This window comes from Aquitalea palustris, from assembly GCF_003693445.1.
Lineage (GTDB): Bacteria > Pseudomonadota > Gammaproteobacteria > Burkholderiales > Chromobacteriaceae > Aquitalea > Aquitalea palustris.
The window spans coordinates 1-19,352 of record NZ_RFAR01000108.1; the positions used below are offsets into that span (position 1 = coordinate 1).

General features: G+C 62.4%; 23 protein-coding genes. 17 read left to right on the forward strand and 6 right to left on the reverse strand.

Annotated features, from left to right (window positions below; all coding sequences use genetic code 11):
- Nucleotides 1–173: 173 nt before the first annotated feature.
- The 8 genes from hpnC (at nt 174) to EAY64_RS18820 (ending at nt 6,779) form a co-directional block, all read left to right on the forward strand.
- Nucleotides 174–986, forward strand: coding sequence for a squalene synthase HpnC (gene hpnC, locus EAY64_RS18785; protein ID WP_103526244.1), 813 nt, complete (start codon nt 174–176; stop codon nt 984–986).
- A gap of 73 nt (nt 987–1,059) precedes the next feature.
- Nucleotides 1,060–1,905 carry a presqualene diphosphate synthase HpnD gene (hpnD, locus tag EAY64_RS18790; protein WP_103526245.1) on the forward strand — a complete coding sequence of 282 codons (846 nt, stop codon included), beginning with the start codon at nt 1,060–1,062 and terminating at the stop codon, nt 1,903–1,905.
- 7 nt (nt 1,906–1,912) lie between these two features.
- Complete coding sequence (gene hpnE / locus EAY64_RS18795; protein ID WP_103526246.1) at nt 1,913–3,217, forward strand: hydroxysqualene dehydroxylase HpnE; 1,305 nt, start codon at nt 1,913–1,915, stop codon at nt 3,215–3,217.
- A gap of 19 nt (nt 3,218–3,236) precedes the next feature.
- Nucleotides 3,237–3,995, forward strand: a complete 759-nt coding sequence (locus EAY64_RS18800; protein ID WP_103526247.1) for an SDR family oxidoreductase — start codon at nt 3,237–3,239, stop codon at nt 3,993–3,995.
- Between the two features lie 55 nt (nt 3,996–4,050).
- Entirely contained in the window at nt 4,051–4,653 is a 603-nt protein-coding gene (locus EAY64_RS18805) for a hypothetical protein (protein ID WP_103526263.1), read from the forward strand.
- Between the two features lie 21 nt (nt 4,654–4,674).
- Nucleotides 4,675–6,039 (forward strand): DNA repair protein RadA, encoded by a 1,365-nt coding sequence (gene radA / locus EAY64_RS18810; RefSeq protein WP_103526248.1) that lies wholly within the window; start codon nt 4,675–4,677, stop codon nt 6,037–6,039.
- Nucleotides 6,040–6,042: 3 nt separating this feature from the next.
- A complete protein-coding gene (locus EAY64_RS18815) occupies nt 6,043–6,603 on the forward strand; it encodes a sigma-70 family RNA polymerase sigma factor (RefSeq protein WP_103526249.1) in 561 nt (186 codons plus the stop codon).
- On the forward strand, nt 6,600–6,779 hold the full coding sequence (locus EAY64_RS18820) for a zf-HC2 domain-containing protein (RefSeq protein ID WP_059286714.1): 180 nt from the start codon (nt 6,600–6,602) through the stop codon (nt 6,777–6,779). The genes EAY64_RS18815 and EAY64_RS18820 overlap by 4 nt, the downstream gene beginning before the upstream one ends.
- Before the next feature lie 48 nt (nt 6,780–6,827).
- Here the strand turns inward: EAY64_RS18820 and EAY64_RS18825 are convergent, their stop codons facing one another.
- From EAY64_RS18825 to EAY64_RS18835, 3 genes are all read right to left on the reverse strand, one after another.
- Entirely contained in the window at nt 6,828–7,181 is a 354-nt protein-coding gene (locus tag EAY64_RS18825) for a DUF2325 domain-containing protein (protein ID WP_103526250.1), read from the reverse strand.
- Nucleotides 7,182–7,275: 94 nt separating this feature from the next.
- Entirely contained in the window at nt 7,276–8,055 is a 780-nt protein-coding gene (locus tag EAY64_RS18830) for a hypothetical protein (RefSeq protein ID WP_103526251.1), read from the reverse strand.
- Nucleotides 8,055–9,737 (reverse strand): ABC1 kinase family protein, encoded by a 1,683-nt coding sequence (locus EAY64_RS18835; RefSeq protein ID WP_103526252.1) that lies wholly within the window; start codon nt 9,735–9,737, stop codon nt 8,055–8,057. The genes EAY64_RS18830 and EAY64_RS18835 overlap by 1 nt, the downstream gene beginning before the upstream one ends.
- Nucleotides 9,738–9,797: 60 nt before the next feature.
- On the opposite strand from EAY64_RS18835, the gene EAY64_RS18840 reads away from it, so the two are divergent.
- The 7 genes from EAY64_RS18840 to nudB all read left to right on the forward strand — a co-directional run bounded on the left by EAY64_RS18840 (nt 9,798) and on the right by nudB (nt 15,228).
- Complete coding sequence (locus tag EAY64_RS18840) at nt 9,798–10,586, forward strand: C40 family peptidase (protein ID WP_103526253.1); 789 nt, start codon at nt 9,798–9,800, stop codon at nt 10,584–10,586.
- A gap of 75 nt (nt 10,587–10,661) precedes the next feature.
- On the forward strand, nt 10,662–10,874 hold the full coding sequence (locus EAY64_RS18845) for a hypothetical protein (RefSeq protein ID WP_059286722.1): 213 nt from the start codon (nt 10,662–10,664) through the stop codon (nt 10,872–10,874).
- 13 nt (nt 10,875–10,887) lie between these two features.
- Entirely contained in the window at nt 10,888–12,135 is a 1,248-nt protein-coding gene (locus tag EAY64_RS18850) for a lipoprotein-releasing ABC transporter permease subunit (RefSeq protein WP_103526254.1), read from the forward strand.
- Nucleotides 12,128–12,817 (forward strand): lipoprotein-releasing ABC transporter ATP-binding protein LolD, encoded by a 690-nt coding sequence (gene lolD / locus EAY64_RS18855; RefSeq protein WP_103526255.1) that lies wholly within the window; start codon nt 12,128–12,130, stop codon nt 12,815–12,817. Before EAY64_RS18850 ends, lolD begins: the two co-directional genes overlap by 8 nt.
- 29 nt (nt 12,818–12,846) lie before the next feature.
- Entirely contained in the window at nt 12,847–14,154 is a 1,308-nt protein-coding gene (locus EAY64_RS18860; protein ID WP_226034295.1) for a mechanosensitive ion channel family protein, read from the forward strand.
- Nucleotides 14,151–14,786, forward strand: coding sequence for a response regulator transcription factor (locus EAY64_RS18865; RefSeq protein ID WP_103526257.1), 636 nt, complete (start codon nt 14,151–14,153; stop codon nt 14,784–14,786). The genes EAY64_RS18860 and EAY64_RS18865 overlap by 4 nt, the downstream gene beginning before the upstream one ends.
- A complete protein-coding gene (nudB, locus tag EAY64_RS18870) occupies nt 14,776–15,228 on the forward strand; it encodes a dihydroneopterin triphosphate diphosphatase (protein ID WP_103526258.1) in 453 nt (150 codons plus the stop codon). Before EAY64_RS18865 ends, nudB begins: the two co-directional genes overlap by 11 nt.
- Nucleotides 15,229–15,235: 7 nt before the next feature.
- Here nudB and chrA read toward each other — a convergent pair whose 3' ends face one another.
- Nucleotides 15,236–16,570, reverse strand: a complete 1,335-nt coding sequence (chrA, locus tag EAY64_RS18875) for a chromate efflux transporter (protein ID WP_103526259.1) — start codon at nt 16,568–16,570, stop codon at nt 15,236–15,238.
- 154 nt (nt 16,571–16,724) lie between these two features.
- On the opposite strand from chrA, the gene EAY64_RS18880 reads away from it, so the two are divergent.
- Nucleotides 16,725–17,327, forward strand: coding sequence for a phosphatase PAP2 family protein (locus EAY64_RS18880; protein ID WP_103526260.1), 603 nt, complete (start codon nt 16,725–16,727; stop codon nt 17,325–17,327).
- 66 nt (nt 17,328–17,393) lie between these two features.
- Here EAY64_RS18880 and EAY64_RS20850 read toward each other — a convergent pair whose 3' ends face one another.
- Nucleotides 17,394–18,563, reverse strand: coding sequence for a HoxN/HupN/NixA family nickel/cobalt transporter (locus EAY64_RS20850; RefSeq protein WP_103526261.1), 1,170 nt, complete (start codon nt 18,561–18,563; stop codon nt 17,394–17,396).
- 74 nt (nt 18,564–18,637) lie between these two features.
- Between EAY64_RS20850 and EAY64_RS18890 the strand changes: the two genes are divergently transcribed.
- Complete coding sequence (locus EAY64_RS18890) at nt 18,638–18,931, forward strand: metal/formaldehyde-sensitive transcriptional repressor (protein WP_103526262.1); 294 nt, start codon at nt 18,638–18,640, stop codon at nt 18,929–18,931.
- A 4-nt stretch (nt 18,932–18,935) separates the two neighbouring features.
- Here the strand turns inward: EAY64_RS18890 and EAY64_RS18895 are convergent.
- Nucleotides 18,936–19,352, reverse strand: a 417-nt coding sequence (locus tag EAY64_RS18895) for a methyl-accepting chemotaxis protein (protein WP_233566513.1), incomplete at its 5' end; no start/stop codon positions are given.

Consider the following 19,352-nt stretch of genomic DNA (forward strand, 5'->3'; position numbering starts at 1 on the left):
CTTGCATGCCATGCAAGCGCTCTCCCAGCTGAGCTATAGCCCCGTGTCTGTCGTTCACAGTGGGGCGCAGTATAGACAGGCTGCCGTTGGCTGTAAAGGGATCTGCGAAAAAAATTTTGCTGCACGGCCTGCGCTATAATCGGCGGCTTAGCAATGACTGTGCGGGAATGCCGATGTCGGTTGGCCATTATGAAAACTTCCCGGTAGGTTCCATTTTGCTGCCCCGCCGCATGCGCCGGGCAGTGCATGCCATCTACCATTTTGCCCGCTATGCCGACGATGTTGCCGACGAAGGTGACAAGCAGGCGGAAGAGCGGCTGCGCGAACTGGCGCAGCTGCAGGGCGAGCTGGATGTCATCCGTGATGGCGGCATTCCGGCCATGCCGCTGATGCGTAACCTGGCCGCCGCCATCAGCAGCCATGCGCTGCCCATGCAGCCGTTTTACGATCTGCTGTCGGCTTTCAGCCAGGATGTGGTGAAAAAGCGTTACCAGAACTTTGCCGAAGTGGTGGATTATTGTCGCCGCTCGGCCAATCCGGTCGGGCGGCTGATGCTGGCGCTGTATGGTGAAAACGACCCGCGCAGCCTGGCCATGTCCGATGGCATCTGCACCGCGCTGCAGTTGATCAACTTCCTGCAGGACGTGGCCATCGACTGGGACAAGGACCGCATTTATATCCCGCTGGATGACCTGGAAAAATTCCGCATTCGCGAGTCGCAGATCGCCGGGCGCGATGCCACCGGCCTGTGGCGGCCGATGATGCTGGCGCAAATCGAGCGCACCCGTAAAATGTTGCAGGCCGGTGCGCCCTTGGGCAAGGTGCTCAAGGGGCGGCTGGGGCTGGAATTGCGGCTGGTCATCATGGGTGGCGGGCGCATCCTGAAAAAGCTGCATGACAGTGGCGGCGATGTGTTCCGCCAGCGCCCGGTACTGACCTGGCGCGACTGGGTCTATATGTTGTGGCGTGCACTGCGCGCCCGCTGATTGACCAGTACAGACAATAACAACCATTCTTCGGGACGCTCCGGCAGGCCCGATGGCAGATGAGGAGAGGCGAGTGACGCCGCAGCAGTATTGTCAGGACAAGGCCGCCAGCAGCGGCTCCAGCTTTTACACCAGTTTCCGCTTTTTGCCGGCCGACCGCCGCGACGCCATTACCGCGCTGTATGCCTTTTGCCGCGAAGTGGACGATGTGGTGGACGAATGCCACGACGAGGGCGTGGCCCGTGCCAAGCTGGCCTGGTGGCGTGGCGAGGTGGCAAAGCTTTACCACGGTCAGCCGGAACACCCGGTGATGCAGGCGCTCAAGCCGCATGTGACCGCACTCGACCTGCCGCAGAACCTGCTGGAAGAAATCGTCGATGGCATGCAGATGGACCTGGACTTCGCCCGCTACGAGCGCTTTCAGGATTTGCTGTTGTACTGCCACCGGGTGGCCGGCGTGGTGGGCCAGCTGGCGGCCCAGATTTTCGGCTACCAGGACCGGCAAACGCTGAAATACGCTCACGAACTGGGCATTGCCTTCCAGCTGACCAATATCATCCGTGACGTGGGTGAAGACGTGCGCCGTGGCCGCATCTACCTGCCGGTAGAAGAACTGCAACGCTTCAATGTCCCGGCCAGTGATCTGAGCAGCTACCGTGAAACCCCCGCATTCGCCGCGCTGATGAGCTTCCAGATCGAGCGTGCCCGCGAATACTACCGCCGCGCCTGGGAACTGCTGCCGGCAGTCGACCGCAAGAGCCAGCGCCCCGGCTTGCTGATGGCGGCCATCTACCGCGCCACGCTGGAAGAAATCCAGCTGGACGGCCCGGCCAAGGTGCTCAACCAGCGCCTGTCGCTGACGCCAGTACGCAAGCTGTGGCTGGCCTGGCGTACCTGGGTGCTGGGTTACCGGGCCTGATCCTGATATGGCTGCCATTCCCCGTATTGCCATCATCGGCGCCGGCTGGGCCGGTCTGGCGGCAGCCGTCGAGCTGGCTGGTCACGCCGAGCTGACGCTGTTTGAAGCCGGGCGTGAGCCGGGCGGACGGGCGCGTCGCATCAGTGCCAGTGATAGCCAGCTGGATAACGGCCAGCATATTCTGATCGGCGGCTATCACCAGTGCCTGCGGCTGATGCGCAAGGTGGGTGTCGACCCCAAGCAGGCCATGCAGCGCTTGCCCCTGAGCTGGTATCGCCAGGATGGCATACGCATGCAATGCCCGCGCTGGCCGGCACCACTGCATGTGCTGGCCGGCCTGCTGTCGGCCAAGGGCCTGGGCTGGCAGGACAAGTGGCGTCTGGCCCGCGCCTTGCAAAGCCTGAAGCGGCAGCGCTGGCGGCTGGCCAAGGATTGCACGGTCAAGCGCTGGTTGCAGCAGCAAGCCCAGTCGGACTGGCTGGTGCAGCAATTCTGGCGGCCCATGGTGCTGTCGGCACTGAATACCCCGCTGGAACAAGCCTCGATGCAGATTCTGGCGACCACGCTGCGCGACAGCCTGGGTGGCCGTCGTGCCGACAGCGACCTGTTGCTGCCCAGACAGGACCTGTCCGCGCTGTTTCCGGCCCCGGCCTTGCGCTGGCTGGGCGAGCAGGGCGTGCAGTGGTGTGGCGGGGTGCGTGTGGAACAGGTACAAGCAGCTGCGCACGGTGTGCTGGTGGATGGCCAGTTTTTTGATGCGGCCATCGTGGCGCTGGCACCTTATCACGCTGCTGCCCTGTTGCAAGAGCCCACCTTGCAGGCCCAGGTCAAGGCTTTCCAGTATTGGCCGATATATACCGCATACCTGCGCTACGACGCCGACATTGCCATGCCCTTGCCGATGATGGGCTTGCAGGGCGGCACGCTGGACTGGTTGTTCGACCGTCAGGCGCTGTCCGGCGAACGTGGCTTGCTGGCCGCTGTCATCAGCGCACCGCCGCTGGCGGTGCAGGCACTGAGTCGCGAAGCGCTGCTGCGCAAGGTGGAAACCGATATCGGTGAGCTGCTGCCGGCTTTGAATGGCTTGCAGCCGACCGCCGCGCAGCTGATCGTGGAAAAGCGTGCCACCTTTGCTTCGACCGTGGGACTGACAAGACCACACTGCCGTAGCAGGGTACAATCGGTTTTTCTGGCGGGAGACTGGCTGTGCCCGGACTACCCCGCCACGCTGGAAGGGGCGGTGCAAAGCGGTGTGACTGCCGCCCGCCAGCTATTACAGGATTTGCCATCATCACGGGTCGCCGCCGGGTGACTCACAGCAGAAAATCAATATGAACCAAACATTTGCCAAAGATTGTCTGGCTGGCCGCGTCATTCTGGTGACGGGGGCTACGCAAGGGGTAGGTCGGGAAGCTGCGCTGACGTTTGCCGCGCATGGTGCTTCGGTGGTGTTGCTGGCGCGCAGCGTCAAGGGGCTGGAAAAGGTCTACGATGAAATCGTGGCAGCCGGCGGCAAAGAGCCGGCAGCCATTCCGCTGGATCTGCTGACGGCAACCGACGAGCAATTGAGCAACGCCGCCTTCCAGATCAAGCGCGAGCTGGGCCAGCTGGATGGCATCGTGCATTGCGCCTCGCATTTTTACGCTTTGTCACCGCTGTCCAACCAGGGCATCGACGAGTGGATGAACCAGTACCGCATCAACACCGTGGCACCGTTTGCGCTGACCCGCGCCTGCCTGCCGCTGCTGAAAGAGTCGGCGGATGCCTCGGTACTGTTCATGGGTGAAAGCCATTCGCTGCACCCGGCGGCTTACTGGGGTGGCTTCGGCGCTTCCAAGGCCGGTCTCAATTATCTGACCAAGGTTGCCGCCGATGAGTGGGAGGTGTATCCGAACCTGCGTGTCAATCAGCTGATTCCGGGGCCGGTGAATTCGCCGCAGCGCAACCGCACCCATCCGGGCGAAGCCAAGAGCGAGCGCGCTGATCTGGCCACGCTGATGCCCTATCTGCTGCACTGGATGAGTGAGTCCAGCAAGGGGCAGAGCGGCGAAATCGTCGAACTGGACCTGCGCAGTCGAAAAGGCGAATAAGCAGCACATGGCCGGCCATCACGCGGTGGCCGGCAGATGGTCTATGGGGGAAAGCATGAAGAGTCTGTGGATCTGGCCCTTGCTGGTGCTGCTGGCTGGCTGCAACTGGGTCAATAATGTGTCTGGTCTGTCCAAGGAGGCACACAAGGCGCTGGGCGCCGCCTGCCGCCAGACTGGCCGTTCGCTGGAAGAGTGCTTCAAGCGCAATCCGGATGCCGATACCGCGGCCATTTACGCCGGCTGGCGCGAAATGAACGAGTACATGGCCAAGAACAAGCTGGATACCATGGAGCCTCCACCTGGCGATACGCCGCGCGTGCATGCTGACAGCTCGACTCCGGCGCGGGATGGTGCAGGCGCACCGGCTCCAGCGGCCGATGGCAAGTCTTCCAGTGCCGCACCCAGCCCGGCAGCCCCGCCCCCGCTGAGCAGCGAGGAGGCGGACAAGGCCGCCAAGACCGATCCCCAGGTGGCGGCCGTACTGGCCGCCATCCGCCACAATGGTGGCGGAGACAAAGCCAAGGCCAAGGCCGGTGGCGGTGCCGGCGAACCTGACCAGAAGCGCCTGCTCAACATCATCCAGCAACTCAATGGCAACAAACCTGCCGACAACGGCCAGCCCCCGGCCGACAATGCCAATAACGCCAATCCCGGTTGAATCCTTCCTGCGCTTTTCCTGATGGCAAAAATCAAAACTGTTTTCAGCTGCACCGAGTGCGGCGGCCAATTGCCGAAATGGCAGGGCCAGTGTCCCCATTGTTCTGCCTGGAACACCCTGGTGGAAGCCGTCTCCACCCCCGCCGCCAGTAATCCGCGCTTTCAGTCCTGGTCCACCACCAATGCCCGCGTGCAAGTGCTGTCCGAGGTCAAGACTGAAGAAGTCCCGCGTGACCCCTCCGGCATCGACGAGCTGGACCGGGTGCTGGGCGGTGGCATCGTGCGTGGTGCGGTCATCCTGATCGGCGGCGACCCCGGCATTGGCAAATCCACGCTGCTGTTGCAGGCGCTGGCGGTGATCGGCAAGCGGCGCAAGGTGCTGTATGTGTCGGGTGAGGAATCGCCACAGCAAATCGCCCTGCGCGCTTCGCGGCTGGCGGTCGACCCCAGCCAGGTCAATCTGCTGGCGGAAATCCGCCTGGAAGCCATTCTGGAAACGCTCAAGCAAGAGCAGCCGGAAGTGGCGGTCATCGACTCCATCCAGACCCTGTATACCGAGCAGGTGACCTCGGCCCCCGGTTCGGTATCGCAGGTGCGTGAATGTGCTGCCCAGCTCACCCGCATGGCCAAGCAGACCGGCACCACCATTCTGCTGGTAGGCCATGTCACCAAGGAAGGCTCGCTGGCCGGCCCGCGCGTGCTGGAACACATGGTGGACACCGTGCTGTATTTCGAGGGTGATGCCCACTCCAACTACCGCATGATTCGCGCCATCAAGAACCGCTTTGGCGCAGTCAACGAGCTGGGTGTGTTCGTGATGACCGAAACCGGTCTCAAAGGTGTGTCCAATCCCTCGGCCATCTTCCTGTCTTCCTACCGGGATGATGTGTCCGGCTCCTGCGTGCTGGTTACCCAGGAGGGCAGCCGCCCGCTGCTGGTGGAAATCCAGGCGCTGGTGGACGATTGCCATGGCATGCAGCCCAAGCGGCTGGCGGTGGGGCTGGAACAAAACCGGCTGGCCATGCTGCTGGCGGTGCTGCACCGCCATGGTGGCGTGGCCTGCTTTGATCAGGACGTGTTCCTGAATGCGGTGGGCGGGGTCAAGATCAGCGAACCGGCAGCCGACCTGGCGGTGATCCTGGCCATGGTGTCGTCCTTGCGTAACAAGCCCCTGCCGGAAAAACTGGTGGTGTTTGGCGAAGTGGGCCTGGCCGGCGAAGTGCGTCCGGTGTCGCGTGGGCAGGAGCGGCTGAAAGAAGCCGCCAAGCTGGGCTTCAGCCGCGCCATCGTGCCCACGGCCAACAAGCCGCGCCAGCCTATCGAAGGACTGGAAGTGATTACCGTTGACCGGCTGGAACATGCGGTCGATTACTGTCGTGGAGACTGAGCCATGATTGCCCATGCCGATCTGGAAGCCGAGCTGCCCTATCTGCAACGCTATGCGCTGGCGCAGTTGCGCGATCGTGACGCCGCCAACGATATCGTGCAGGAAACCGTGCTGGCTGCGCTGGAGTCGGGCGACAGCTTCAGTGGCAAATCCAGCCTGCGTACCTGGCTCACCTCCATCCTGCGCTTCAAGCTGATCGACCGGCTGCGCCGCAAGGGGAAGGAGGTGCTGTTCGAATCGCTGGAGGATGAAACCGACGACAGCGACTTTGACGGCCTGTTCAGCAAGGATGGCCACTGGCAGGACAAGATCAAGGCCTGGAGCGGGCCGGAAGAGTCGCTGATGTCCCGTCAGTTCTGGGAAGTGTTCGAGCGCTGTTCCGAGGTGATGCCCCGGCGCACCGCCATGGCTTTTGTCATGCGCGAGGTGATGGGGCTGGAAATTGCCGAAATCTGTAACAATCTGGATGTGACGGCGACTAACTGTTCAGTACTGCTCTATCGCGCCCGCATGAGCTTGCGCGAATGTTTCGAAATACGCTGGACCGGGGAGGCCAAGGCATGAAGATCAACTGCCGGCAGGCCAGTCGCCTGATATCACAGGGGCTGGACCAGCCCTTGAACCAATGGCAATACGTGCGCTTGCGCGTGCATTTGTGGATGTGCGGCAACTGCCGCCAGTTTTCCCATCAGCTACAGCTGTTGCAGCAGGCCGCACGCAAGGCGGGACGCGGCGAATAAGGCTGCAAGGTGGAAAGAGCAAAGCCGGGTCCATGCCCGGCTTTTTGCTTAATGGCGCTTCTTGCTGCTGGTAGCAGGCTGACAGCGCTGCGGGCAGCTGCCGCACTGCTTGCTGGAGAGGCCGGCGCAGTCCAGCGACTGTTTCAGGGCACAGACCGAGCGGCGGCAGGCGATGAAGCGGACTTGTTCTTCTGCCGCCAGGGCGCGGAAATGGCGCATCACATTGTGGCCGAGAAAATCGGTAAACAGGATGAGCAGATCGGTGCCGGCCGGCAGGCGGTCGCTCTTGCGCTGATGCGAGCTGTTGCGCCCGTTCAGGTGACGGTGAATGGTGATGCCGAACTCTTGCAGCACCTCGGGAATATTGCCCAGCGTATCCGCGCCTACCAGCATTGCATTCATGACAGCTCCTGATCGATATGTTTTGCAAATGATAATCATTATTATTTACAAAGACAAGACCCCTCAGCGCTGATTTGTCACTGCGGGCAGGCGGCTAGGGTAGGGCTTGCACGCGGATGCGCACGGACTGCTGCTTACTCAGCAACTGCTGGCCGCTGCCCAGCAGCAAGCTGTTCTGGCCTTGCTGGTCGCGGACTATGCCGCCCACCTCTATCCACTCGCCCAGGCGTCCAGCCACGGTAGTGGAAAGCTGGCTGCCCTCGCGCTGCTTGCCGGCAAAAGCCTGCTGGCTGACTGCCAGTTCGATGACCACCCGTTCACCCTGCAGGCGGGGGAGGGCGTAAAAGCCGCTGACGGCCTCCTGCCAGCTGCTGCCGCGCACGATATTGCCTTGCGGTGTCAGCAGCAGCCATGACAGGGGACGACTTTGCACCAGCTGGATAAAGCCGCTGCGCCCGTCCAGCAGGGTGAGGCTTTGCAGGCTCTGGCCGGATTGGCTGCGGCTGTCCTGCTGCGCCGACAAGCTGACGCCATTGCCGGCACTGCCGGGGATGATGCGGCCGATGCTGATATTGCCCTGCAGCTGTACCCCGGACTGGCTCTGCACGCTGCTGCCGGACTGGCTCACTTCCAGCCGCAGGCTGAGCGGGCGCACATCCAGCTGCCTGGCCAGTGCCGCCAGCTGTTGTTCGCGTGCCGGGTTGGCGTCGATGATCAGCTTGTTGTCCAGTGCGCTGAGCCGCTCATCCGGCAGCAGTTGCGCTTGCAGGGCGCTTTGCAGCTCGCTGGCCTGACGCCAGCTCAGCTCGACAATCTGCAGCGCCAGTGCCGGCGTGCTGCTCAGCAGCAGGAGAGCGATCATGAGCCGGCGCATTACAGCTCCTTGCCCGAGCGCCAGATCGACCAGATCAGCCAGACGCTGTTGAACAGGGCGATCATGAAGCCGATGAAGCCGAAGAAGGGCAGGCCAAACAGTTTGGGACCGGCGTTCACCGTCATCACGATGGAGGAGCCGATGATCAGGCAGCCGGTAACAATGGCCATGGTCAGGCGGTTGGTGCTGCGGTCCAGTTGCTTGCCGAAGCTGTCCAGCCGCTGCAGGTCCAGTTGGATGCGGAACTTGCCCTGACGGATGTCCTTGGACAGCCGCAGGATGTCGCGCGGCAGGCCGGTGAGCATGCCCAGTGTTTCCTGCAGGGTGAGCTTGCCGCGCTTGAGCAGGGTTTTCGGGTGGTAGCGCGCCAGCAGCAGTTCGCGCACAAAGGGCGTGATGTGTTCTACCAGCTGGAAGTCTGGATCCAGCTGGCGGCCCAGGCCCTCCAGCGTGATCAGTGCCTTGAACAGCATGGCCATGTCCGGCGGCAGCAAAATGCCGTGGTCACGGATCAGCGCCATGATGTCGGTGATCAGCTGGCTGATATTGAGGTCTTTCAGCGGCACGTGTTCGTACTGGAACATGAACTCGCTGATGTCGTAGGCGAATTTCTGCTCGTCCACCGGGGTGTTGCCGGTCCACTCCACCAGCACATCCATCATGGCGTGTTCGTTGCGCTCGGCCAGTGCCGCCAGCAGGTCGACGATTTCGTCGCGCCGGCCATGGCTGATACGCCCCACCATGCCGAAATCGATAAAGGCGATGCGGTGTTCCGCCAGGAAGAACACATTGCCGGGGTGCGGGTCGGCATGGAAAAAGCCATTGAGCAGAATCATCTTCAGCACGGCATCCGCACCATGGCTGGCCAGCGCCACCGGGTCCAGCCCGCTGTCGGCCAATTGATCCAGCCGGCTGGCCGGTACGCCATCGATATGCTGCTGCACATTCACCGCCGGATTGGTGTAGTCCCAGTACACCTTGGGCACCACCACCCGGGCATCATCAGCAAAATCGCGGGCGAAGCGTTCCATATTGCGCGCTTCCACCGCCAGGTCCATCTCGCGTTTCAGTGAGCGGGAAAACTGGCTGACGATTTCTACCGGCTGGAAGCGCCGTGCATCGGGGAATTCCATTTCGATCAGTGTGGCCAGGTGCGCCAGGATGCGCAGGTCGGCATCCACCTTTTCCACGATGCCGGGGCGGCGCAGCTTGACCGCGACATGGCTGCCATCATGCAGGGTGGCGAAATGCACCTGGGCGATGGAGGCGGAGCCGATGGGCTTTTCATCAAAGCTGGCAAACAGCTCTTCCGGTGGCTTGCCCAGGGCCTTGATCACCAGCAGCCGCACCGAGGCCGGGTCGACCGGCGGCACCGTGGACTGCAGTTTTTCGAATTCGGCAATCCACTCGGCCGGGAAAACATCTACCCGGGTCGACAGGATTTGCCCCAGCTTGATGAAGGTGGGGCCCAGTTCCTCGAAGGCCAGTCGCACCCGCACCGGCGTGGGCAGGCCGGCGTCGGCATCCGGCAGGTGCAGGTTCAGCCATTCGCCGGCTTTCTCCATGGCGCGTGGCAGGCGCAGGCGCTGGGCGAATTCTCCCAGACCGTGGCGGATGAGGATGCCGCTGATTTCCTTCAGGCGCGGAAGGTCGCGCATTGCAACAAGAGTTTCTCTGAGCATGGGCTTATTGGTGTCCAAGTTGGCTTTACACTCCCGTCCCTGTCCGATAGAGTGCGGCCTATGAAATTGCAACTCCGATTACTCGCCGTGATGCTTGCTGGCGTCATGGTTTTTGCCCAGGCCGCACCGGAAAAGAATGTGCAGGATGCACGGCCCAAGGTCGAGGCCTCGGAAGACCCCATTGCCAAGTATGCCTCGCCTGGCGAGGATGCTGTAGGTGATTTGCTGCTGCAGGCCATGAGCCTGCTGGGCGTGGCCTACCGTTTTGGTGGCAATTCGCCGGTCAGTGGTCTGGATTGCAGCGGTTTTGTCCGTTATGTATTCCAGAAATCCCTCAAGGTCAATTTGCCGCGCACCTCGGCCGAGATGGCGCATATCGGCAAGGCTGTCGATAAAAGTGAACTGGTCGCCGGTGATCTGGTCTTCTTCAATACCCGGGGTTTTGCCTATTCCCATGTTGGCATGTATATGGGCAACGGCAAGTTCATCCACGCGCCGCGTACCGGGCGCAATGTCGAAGTGGTGAGCCTGAACCAGAGCTACTGGCAAAGCCGCTGGAATGGCGCGCGCCGCATCAACCGTAACAATGCCAATGTGCAGGCAGCGGATGAATTGCCGGGAGCCGCCGACAGTGCTGCGGCCAAGCCGCGTGACAACAGTGTGGCGGCAGCGCCCAAGGTAAAATGTCGCAAAGGCCGGAAGTGCAAGGCGGTGGCCGAAGCACCGGCCAGCAAGAAAAAGGGCGGCAAGGCCGAGAAAGCCGGCAAGAGTGGCAAGTCGGCGCGTAGTGACAAGCCCGCCCACGCCGGCAAGTCCGGCCACGGCAAGAAGAAAAAGGTCGCCGGCTGAACCGTCGGCGGCTGACCATCATCACGATGCCCGCCTTGGCGGGCATTGCGTTTTCAGGATTAGCCAGGCATGGCCATGAATATTGACATTCCGGTATGGAAAGACCCGCAAGGCGGCATCGTCGCCTGTGTGGAAAAAATCAAGGTAATGAACGAAAACCTGGAGGAATTGCAGCAGATGGCGCAGGACGCGCTGGAAGATGCCATTCTGATGGGCTGTGACGAACAGCAGGTCAAGGATTTCCTGGTGCGGCTGATGCAAAGCCTGCACAACCCCTATCAGCCCTGAAAGGCAGACCGGCATGCAATGGCCTTTTGAAGTCCTGATCGGGCTGCGTTATCTGCGCGCCAAACGGCGCAATGGTTTTATCTCTTTTATTTCCCTGATTTCCATTGTCGGCATCGCGCTGGGAGTAGCAGCGCTGATCATCGTGCTGTCGGTGATGAACGGTTTCCAGAAGGAAATCCGTGGCCGTATTCTCAGCGTGGCCTCGCATGTGGAAATCTCTGCCTTTGACGGGCGTCTGCCACAGTGGCAGGGCGTGGCCAAGGTGGCCGAGCGCGATGCCCACGTGGTGGCTGCCGCCCCCTTCGTGAATGGCCAGGGCCTGTTTTCCGCCTATGGCAATGTGCGCGGCGGTCTGGTGCGCGGCATCGAGCCGGTACTGGAAGACAAGGTGGTGGACGTGGGCCAGCACATGCTCAAGGGCAGGCTGGAGGCGCTCAAGCCCGGCCAGTTCGGCATCGTGCTGGGCGTGGAACTGGCGCGACAGTTGAATGTGGGCATGGGGGACAAGGTGACGCTGTTTACCCCGGAAGGGACGGTCACCCCGGCGGGGATGATTCCGCGCTACAAGCAGTTCACTGTCATCGGCATTTTCAAGGTGGACATGTTCGAATACGACGCCTCGCTGGCGATGATTCATCTGCAGGATGCCCAGGTGTTGTCGCGCCTTGGCGATACCGTCAGCGGGGTGCGGCTGAAGCTGGACGACCCGATGCTGGCCCCGCTGGTGAAGGCCAATCTGCAGCAGGCGCTGGGCCAGCAGTCGCAGGTGACCGACTGGACCGACACCAATGCCAATTACTTCCGTGCGGTGCAAATTGAAAAACGCATGATGACCATCATCCTCACCCTGATCGTGGCGGTAGCGGCTTTCAATCTGGTGTCCACGCTGGTGATGGTGGTGACCGACAAGCAGGCCGACATCGCCATTCTGCGCACGCTGGGCGCGGCCCCCTCCAGCATCATGAAGATTTTCATGATCCAGGGTTCGGTGGCCGGGGTCAGCGGCACGCTGGCCGGGGTGGCCGGCGGGGTGCTGGTGGCGCTGAATCTGGATGTGATCGTGCCCTTGATCGAACGCGTGCTGGGTACCAAGCTCTTGTCCAGCGAGGTGTACATGATCGACTACCTGCCATCCGACGTGCAGCTGGGCGACGTGAGCACCATTACCGTGATTGCCCTGCTGCTGGCCTTGCTGGCTACCCTTTATCCCAGCTGGCGCGCTGCGCGCACCCAGCCGGCGGAGGCGCTGCGTTATGAGTAATGTGCTGAACTGCCGCAATCTGGGCAAAACCTATAGCGAAGGCCGGCTCAACCTGACCGTGCTGTCGGACGTGACAATCCGGGTGGACAAGGGCGAGCGGCTGGCGATTGTCGGAGCTTCCGGCTCGGGCAAGAGTACGCTGTTGCACCTGCTGGGCGGGCTGGATACGCCCAGCCAGGGCGTGGTGGAAGTGCTGGGGCGCGATCTGGCCGGCTTGTCCGAGGCCGAACGTGGCGTGCTGCGCAACCAGTCGCTGGGCTTTGTTTACCAGTTTCACCATCTGTTGCCGGAATTCACCGCGCTGGAAAACGTGATGATGCCCTTGCTGATTCGCCGCCTGCCACGCAAGGAGGCCGCCGAACAGGCCGCTGCCATGCTGGAGCGGGTGGGCCTGTCGCAACGCTTGCAGCACAAACAGGGTGAATTGTCCGGCGGCGAGCGCCAGCGTGCAGCCATTGCCCGGGCGCTGGTGACACAGCCGGCCTGCCTGCTGGCCGACGAGCCAACCGGTAATCTGGATTACCAGACCGCCCGCCAGGTATTCGACCTGATGCTGGAGCTGAACGAGGGCCTGGGCACCAGCCTGATCATCGTTACCCATGATCTGGAGCTGGCCGGGCGGGCAGAACGCATATTGCGGCTGGTGGAAGGCCGCGTGCAGGACGCCGTGGCTGGCCACTAAGGCCGGATGGTGATGGCAAGGAGAATCAGGTGCTGCTAGTTCGTGAAGAAATGAATTTTGACACGGTGGTGACGGCCGCCCAGACCGCTACCGGTCTGACCCAGTTGCTGCTGGCCGTGCTGTGCCTGCTGCTGGGCAGCTTTGCCGCACGGCAGGCTTTCCGCCGCTGGTTCCAGCATCATCCGGAACGCTACGAGCGTTTTGTCACCTACACCGCCTTCCGCCTGGTGTTGCCCGGCGTTTCGCTGGGCTGCATGCTGCTGTGCATTGTCGGCTGGAATCTGCTGACCCATAGCCGGCCGCATTTGCTGCCGCTGTTTACCGCCATGCTGTTCTGGCTGGGGGTGATCCGGCTGTTTTCCGCGGTGATGCGCCAGGCGCTGCCCAAGGGCAAGTTCGAGCGCCATTCCGAACACTTCATCGCCACCGTGCTGTGGCTGGGCTTTGTCAGCTGGGCCATCGGCTTTGACGATGTGATGCTGGACTGGCTGCAATCGGTGTCCTTTACCGTGGGTAAAACCCATCTGGACCTGCTGACCATCCTCAACGCCATGCTGTGGGTGTCCATCATCGTGGTGGTGGCCTTGTGGGTCAGCCGGGTGATCGAGGCGCGGGTGATGGGCCTCAAGCATATGGACCTGTCGCTACGCATCGTGTTTTCCAAAATGGCGCGCACCCTGCTCATCGTGGTGGCGGTGCTGATTGCGCTGCCGGTGGTGGGCATAGACCTGACCGTGCTGTCGGTATTCGGTGGCGCACTGGGTGTGGGGCTGGGTTTCGGCCTGCAAAAGATTGCCAGTAATTATGTCTCCGGCTTCATCATTCTGCTGGACCGCTCCATCCGCATTGGCGACCGGCTGATGGTGGACAACCGCGTTGGCTATGTCACGCGCATCACCTCGCGCTATGTGGTGCTGCAAAGCGCCGATGGCTCCGAGGCGCTGGTGCCGAACGACGCGCTGATTTCCAATACCGTGATCAACCAGTCCTATTCGGACAAGGCGATGTGGATCAGCCTGCCCATCCAGGTGGATTACGCCACCGATCTGGAGCAGGCGCTGGGGGTGCTGCGCGCATCGGCCGTGCACCCGCGCGTGCAAACCGATCCGGCGCCGGCAGCCTTTGTCACGGCCTTTGCCGATAACGGCATCAATCTGGAGCTGGGCATCTGGGTGAAAGACCCGGAAAACGGCTTCATGGGGCTGAAATCGGAAATCTATCTGGCCATCTGGCGGCGCTTCAAGGAACTCGGTATCGAGATTCCCTACCCGCAGCGCGATGTGCGTATTGTCAGCGATGTGGCCGTGGCGCTGCCCGGCCGGGGAGAGCAGGCATGAGCGGCAAACGACTGGCGATTGTGGACGACGATGCCGCAGTGCGGCAGGCACTGATCTGGCTGCTGGATGGCCAGGGTTACCAGGTCAGCGGCTTTGACAGCGCCGAAGAGTTCCTGGCCACCGGGCCGGATGCCGGTTTCAATGGCCTGATCGTCGATCTGCGCATGTCCGGCATGTCCGGCATCATGCTGCTGGAGCGGCTGGCCGAGCTGGCCTATTGCCCGCCGGCCATCATGCTGACCGCGCATGGCGATGTGCCGCATGCGGTGGCGGCCATCAAGCTGGGAGCGCTGGATTTCATGGAAAAGCCCTTTGATGACGAGATGCTGCTGGCGCGGGTGGAAAAGATGCTGCGCCAGGACGAGGCCAACCGCGCCGTGCATGGCCGCCGCCAGCGCGTCAGTGCCTTGCTGGCCTTGCTGACCGAGCGGGAAAAGGAAGTCATGCAGCTGATCCTGCTGGGCAAGCTCAACAAGCAGATTGCCGAGGATCTTTCCATCAGCATGAAAACGGTGGAAGTACACCGCTCACGGGTATTCGAGAAAATGGGCGTCAAATCTGCGGTGGAGCTGGCCGGCCTGCTGGCAGCCAGCCAGTCCGAGCATGGCGGGAGTCGTGGCGATGGGCACTAAGCAGCCGGTTTCGGTACTGGTGGTGATTCACACTGCCGACGGCCAGGTATTGCTGATCGAACGCGCCGACAAGGCCGGCTACTGGCAATCGGTCACCGGCAGCCGCGAGGGCGAGGAAAGCCTGCGGGAAACCGCTTGCCGTGAATTGCTGGAAGAAACCGGGCTGGATGCCGGCCAGCATCAATTGAGCGACTGGCAGCTGCACAACCGCTACGAAATCTACCCGCACTGGCGGCACCGCTATCCTGACGGGGTCACGCATAACGACGAGTACGTATTCGGCCTGCAACTGGCGCAGCCGCAAAGCGTGCAACTGGCTCCGGGCGAACACACCGCCCAGCAGTGGCTGCCCTGGCAGCAGGCGGCCGAGCTGGTGTTTTCCCCGTCCAATGCCGCTGCCATCCGCCTGCTGCCGTCCCGTCTCGGCCTCGAACAGGCTTAGACCCTGCTCAGAGCCTGAGCAGCCAGCCGCATAGCGCGGCGGCTGCCAGAACCGGGATTACCCCCACCTTGTAGCGCAACAGCGCCAGCGCCGCCGCCAGCGCAAGCAGTACGGCCGGCCAGTCCGGCCCGGCCTGCCAGCCTTGCGGCCATAGTGCATGCCAGCCGAAGAACAGCGCCAGATTGGCAATGACACCCACCACGGCCGCCGTGATGGCAGTGAGCGGCGCGGTGAGCGACAGCGTGCCGTGGGTACGCTCGATCAGTGGCCCGCCGGCCAGAATGAACAGAAAAGACGGCAGGAAGGTAAACCAGGTGACCAGGCAGGCGGCCATGGCGCCGGCCAGCCAGGGCGTGCTGCCAGCCACATGCTGGTAGCCGCCGACAAAGCCGACAAAGGCCACCACCATGATCAGCGGTCCGGGCGTGCTTTCGCCCAGCGCCAGCCCGTCCATCATCTGCCCGGCACTCAGCCAGCCATAGTGGCTGACTGCGCCTTGATAGACATAGGGCAAGACCGCATATGCACCGCCAAAAGTCAGCAAGGCTGCCTTGGTGAAAAACCAGCCCATCTGGGTAAACGGATGCTGCCAGCCATAGTGGCTGAGTAGTAGCAGCAGTGGCACGGCCCAAAGCAGGCTGCCGGCCAGCAGCACCCGCAGCAGGCCGGCCAGGCTGAAGCGGGCATGTGCCGGCGTGGGCGTGTCGTCGTCGATCAGTGCCGGGCCGCTGGCGGTGGTGCTTTGGCCATGGCTGCCACGGGTGCCGGCAAATAGCGCCGGATGGCGCTGGCCGGCCAGATAGCCGACTGCGGCGGCAGCCAGCACGATCAGCGGAAACGGCAGGCCAAACAGCGCCAGTGCCACAAAGGAGGCCGCCGCCAGCGACCACAGCAACCGGTTTTTCAGCGTGCGCTGGCCGATGCGCAGGGCTGCCTGCAGCACAATCGCGACAATGGCCGGCTTGATGCCGTAAAACAGTCCGGCCACCAGGGGTAGCTGGCCCAGCGCCAGATACAGCCAGGACAGCCCGCTCAGGATGAATAGCGAAGGCAGGACGAACAGCCCGCCCGCGATGATGCCACCCCAGCTGCGATGCATCAGCCAGCCGATATAGGTGGCCAGCTGTTGAGCCTCCGGCCCCGGCAGCAGCATGCAGTAGTTGAGCGCATGCAAGAAGCGCCGCTCCGAGATCCAGCGGCGTTTTTCCACCAGCTCCTGATGCAGCAGGGCAATTTGTCCGGCAGGTCCGCCAAAGCTGATAAAGCCCAGCTTGAGCCAGAAGACGAAGGCTTGCCGCAGGCTGACAGCGGCGGGGGCGGTTGGGGGCGGGCTGGAAGGCATGGAACTCCTGCGTGTTGTGTTGCTGGCCAGAGCGCTACTGTAGCGCAGTCTGGCCCGTGGGCAGGCAAAGACATGCTTGGTCACAAAACAAGCAAGGACAGCGAGCCTGCTGCCCGTTACAATCCGGTTTTCTTATTTTCGTCATCAAACTGTCATGTCTGCACTGGAAAGCATCAATCAGGCCCTGTTCCTGCTCATCAATGCCACGCCGGCCTCGCCTGCGCCACTGATCATGCTGGCCACCGTGCTGGCCAAATACCTGATCCTGCTGATTCCAATGCTGCTGCTGGGCATGTGGCTGTGGGGTGAACAAGCGCAGCGCGAAAGAGCTTTGCGGGTCTTGCTCAGTGTCGGGCTGGCCTTGTTGTGCAACCAGCTGATCGGCCTGGCCTGGGATCACCCGCGTCCCTTTGCCATCGGGCTGGGCTACCGCTTTATCGCCCATGCGGCCGACCCGTCCTTTCCCAGTGATCACACCACCATTTTTGCCACCACCGCCTATGCCTTCTGGCTGGCCGGCAAGGCCCGCCTTGGCCGTGTGCTGCTGCTGCTGACGCTGGCGGTAGGCTGGTCGCGGGTCTACCTGGGGGTGCACTGGCCGCTGGACATCCTGGGCGGCCTGCTGCTGCCCTTGCTGTATAGCCGGCTGCTGGCACTGGCCTGGCCGGTTTGCGGAGCGCGCTTGTTGCAGTCGCTGAACGAGGCCTATCGCCTGTTGCTGGCCAAGCCGATCGCGCTGGGCTGGATCAAGGCCTGATGCCTTTGATGGCTGTAGTAATAAAAAACGAGGCTGCGGCCTCGTTTTTTTATTGTCTGTGCCGGCTCAGGCCGCCAGTTGCCGCCAGCCCTGCACCATCATCACCAGTGCGATCAAGAGCATCAGCAGGCTGGACAAATAAGGCAGCCGGCGCGCCACGCCGTCCAGATTACCCAGACGTTGCCCCAGCTGCTGGGCACCCCAGGCGGCAAGCACCCCCACGCTGACCAGCGACAGCGCCAGTCCCAGGCTGAAGGACGCCACCATGGTCGCGCCCAGCGCCACCCGTTTCAGTTGCAGGCACAGCAGCAGGATGGTTACCGAGGCAGGGCAGGGCATCAGCCCGCCAGTCAGGCCAAACAGGGCGATCTGCACCGTGCTCACCGGCTTGCCGGCAAAGCGGCGGGCAATTTCATCGGCATGGGCTTTTTCGTGGGCGTCCTGATAGCCGGCACTGGCTGCAGATTGAGCATGGCCTTGCTGCGGGCGCCTGGCGGCAAGCTGGCCACGCCCAGCTACAGACGGGGTGGCCTGGCTGCGATAGCGTTGGGCCGGCGGTGGGCCGAAACGCACGGCAAACTGATGGCCATGGCCGCCGTGCTGCATGTCTAGCGTGACATCAAACTGGTGTGGCGCGGCCACCGGGCTGGCTGATTGCAAAATCTTGCCATGTGGCAGCAAATCATGGCTTTCGCGGTGGCCATCATCGCGGCGCAGCTGCAGCTGATAACGTACGTCGGCCTGTGGTGGTTGCGGGCGCATGTGATTGTTGTAGCAGTAGAGCTGCAGATGCGCTGGCTGCTGCGGGCTGATCAGCAGTTCCACCAGGCCATGGCCGGTGTTGATGATCTTGCCGCCGTGTGGCGCATGCTGCCAGGCGCGGGCAGCCAGATTGTCCTGTCGCGTGCGCCAGCACATCCAGCCGGCAATGCCCAGCACGATCAGGCCGGACAACATCAGCAGCCAGGGTTCGGCCTGTTCCACCAGCAACTGGTTGCCAAAATGCAGCGCCGCAGCCGCCAGCAGCCATACCACCAGCGAGTGCGACAGTGCCGCGCACAGGCCGAGCAATACCGCCTGGGCGATGCTGCCGCGGATGGCGATGATGAAAGACGCCATCAGCGTCTTGGAATGGCCCGGCTCCAGTCCATGCAGCGCCCCCAGCAGGATGGCGGACGGGATGAACAACCAGAGATTGGTCGAGCCTTGCTGTATGAGTTCGGAAAGAGCTGGCATGATGACGAGCTTCGCAGTGGCAATTGCCCGCAATATACTACCCCCTAGTATGTTTTGAGAAGGAAAATAGCAGCATGGGACATACCATCAAGGGTCAGAAGCCTTTACTGGCCAGGGTCCGGCGCATCAAGGGCCAGGCCGCGGCCATCGAGCGCGCGCTGGAAGAAGGACAGGAATGCATGGCGGTGTTGCAGCAGATAGCAGCCATTCGCGGGGCGGTGAACGGCCTGATGGCCGAGGTGCTGGAAGGCCATCTGCGTGAGCATCTGCTAACACAGCAGCCTGCCGCAGATGGGCCGGAACAGCATCCGGCCCGGCAGGAAGAGGTGGATCAGGTGATGCGGATCGTGCGTTCTTACCTGAAGTAAGTACTCAGCGGCCTTTGCCCATGGCTTCGCTGACCCGGAAACGCCCGGCCAGCAAACCCAGCAGGCCGATGGTGTGACGGGTCTGTTCCACACAGTCGGACAGGCTTTGCTGTGCCTGATGCATGGAGCTGGCCACGGTGCCGATTTCAGCCGTGGCACTGGCATGCGCCTGGCCGGAATCGGTAAGCTGGCCGATGGTGCCAAGCAGGCTGCTGACAATGCGCTGTACTTCGATGTTTTCTCCGGCCGATGCCTCGGCCAGCTGCAAGCCCTGTTCCAGGTGCTGCATGCCGCTTTGCATGGTATTCACCGCCTCGCTCGCCTGGTGCTGCACCCGCTGAATCATGCCGTCGATTTCCAGCGTGGACTTGCTGGTGCGTTCCGCCAGCTTGCGCACTTCGTCGGCCACCACGGCAAAGCC

Coding starts and splice junctions, on each gene's coding strand:
- hpnC (WP_103526244.1), top strand. CDS start 174: ATGTCGGTTGGCCATTATGAAAACTTCCCGGTAGGTTCCATTTTGCTG.
- hpnE (WP_103526246.1), top strand. CDS start 1,913: ATGGCTGCCATTCCCCGTATTGCCATCATCGGCGCCGGCTGGGCCGGT.
- EAY64_RS18800 (WP_103526247.1), top strand. CDS start 3,237: ATGAACCAAACATTTGCCAAAGATTGTCTGGCTGGCCGCGTCATTCTG.
- EAY64_RS18805 (WP_103526263.1), top strand. CDS start 4,051: ATGAAGAGTCTGTGGATCTGGCCCTTGCTGGTGCTGCTGGCTGGCTGC.
- radA (WP_103526248.1), top strand. CDS start 4,675: ATGGCAAAAATCAAAACTGTTTTCAGCTGCACCGAGTGCGGCGGCCAA.
- EAY64_RS18815 (WP_103526249.1), top strand. CDS start 6,043: ATGATTGCCCATGCCGATCTGGAAGCCGAGCTGCCCTATCTGCAACGC.
- EAY64_RS18820 (WP_059286714.1), top strand. CDS start 6,600: ATGAAGATCAACTGCCGGCAGGCCAGTCGCCTGATATCACAGGGGCTG.
- EAY64_RS18825 (WP_103526250.1), bottom strand. CDS start 7,181: ATGAATGCAATGCTGGTAGGCGCGGATACGCTGGGCAATATTCCCGAG.
- EAY64_RS18830 (WP_103526251.1), bottom strand. CDS start 8,055: ATGCGCCGGCTCATGATCGCTCTCCTGCTGCTGAGCAGCACGCCGGCA.
- EAY64_RS18835 (WP_103526252.1), bottom strand. CDS start 9,737: ATGCTCAGAGAAACTCTTGTTGCAATGCGCGACCTTCCGCGCCTGAAG.
- EAY64_RS18840 (WP_103526253.1), top strand. CDS start 9,798: ATGAAATTGCAACTCCGATTACTCGCCGTGATGCTTGCTGGCGTCATG.
- EAY64_RS18845 (WP_059286722.1), top strand. CDS start 10,662: ATGAATATTGACATTCCGGTATGGAAAGACCCGCAAGGCGGCATCGTC.
- EAY64_RS18850 (WP_103526254.1), top strand. CDS start 10,888: ATGCAATGGCCTTTTGAAGTCCTGATCGGGCTGCGTTATCTGCGCGCC.
- lolD (WP_103526255.1), top strand. CDS start 12,128: ATGAGTAATGTGCTGAACTGCCGCAATCTGGGCAAAACCTATAGCGAA.
- EAY64_RS18865 (WP_103526257.1), top strand. CDS start 14,151: ATGAGCGGCAAACGACTGGCGATTGTGGACGACGATGCCGCAGTGCGG.
- nudB (WP_103526258.1), top strand. CDS start 14,776: ATGGGCACTAAGCAGCCGGTTTCGGTACTGGTGGTGATTCACACTGCC.
- chrA (WP_103526259.1), bottom strand. CDS start 16,570: ATGCCTTCCAGCCCGCCCCCAACCGCCCCCGCCGCTGTCAGCCTGCGG.
- EAY64_RS18880 (WP_103526260.1), top strand. CDS start 16,725: ATGTCTGCACTGGAAAGCATCAATCAGGCCCTGTTCCTGCTCATCAAT.
- EAY64_RS20850 (WP_103526261.1), bottom strand. CDS start 18,563: ATGCCAGCTCTTTCCGAACTCATACAGCAAGGCTCGACCAATCTCTGG.
- EAY64_RS18890 (WP_103526262.1), top strand. CDS start 18,638: ATGGGACATACCATCAAGGGTCAGAAGCCTTTACTGGCCAGGGTCCGG.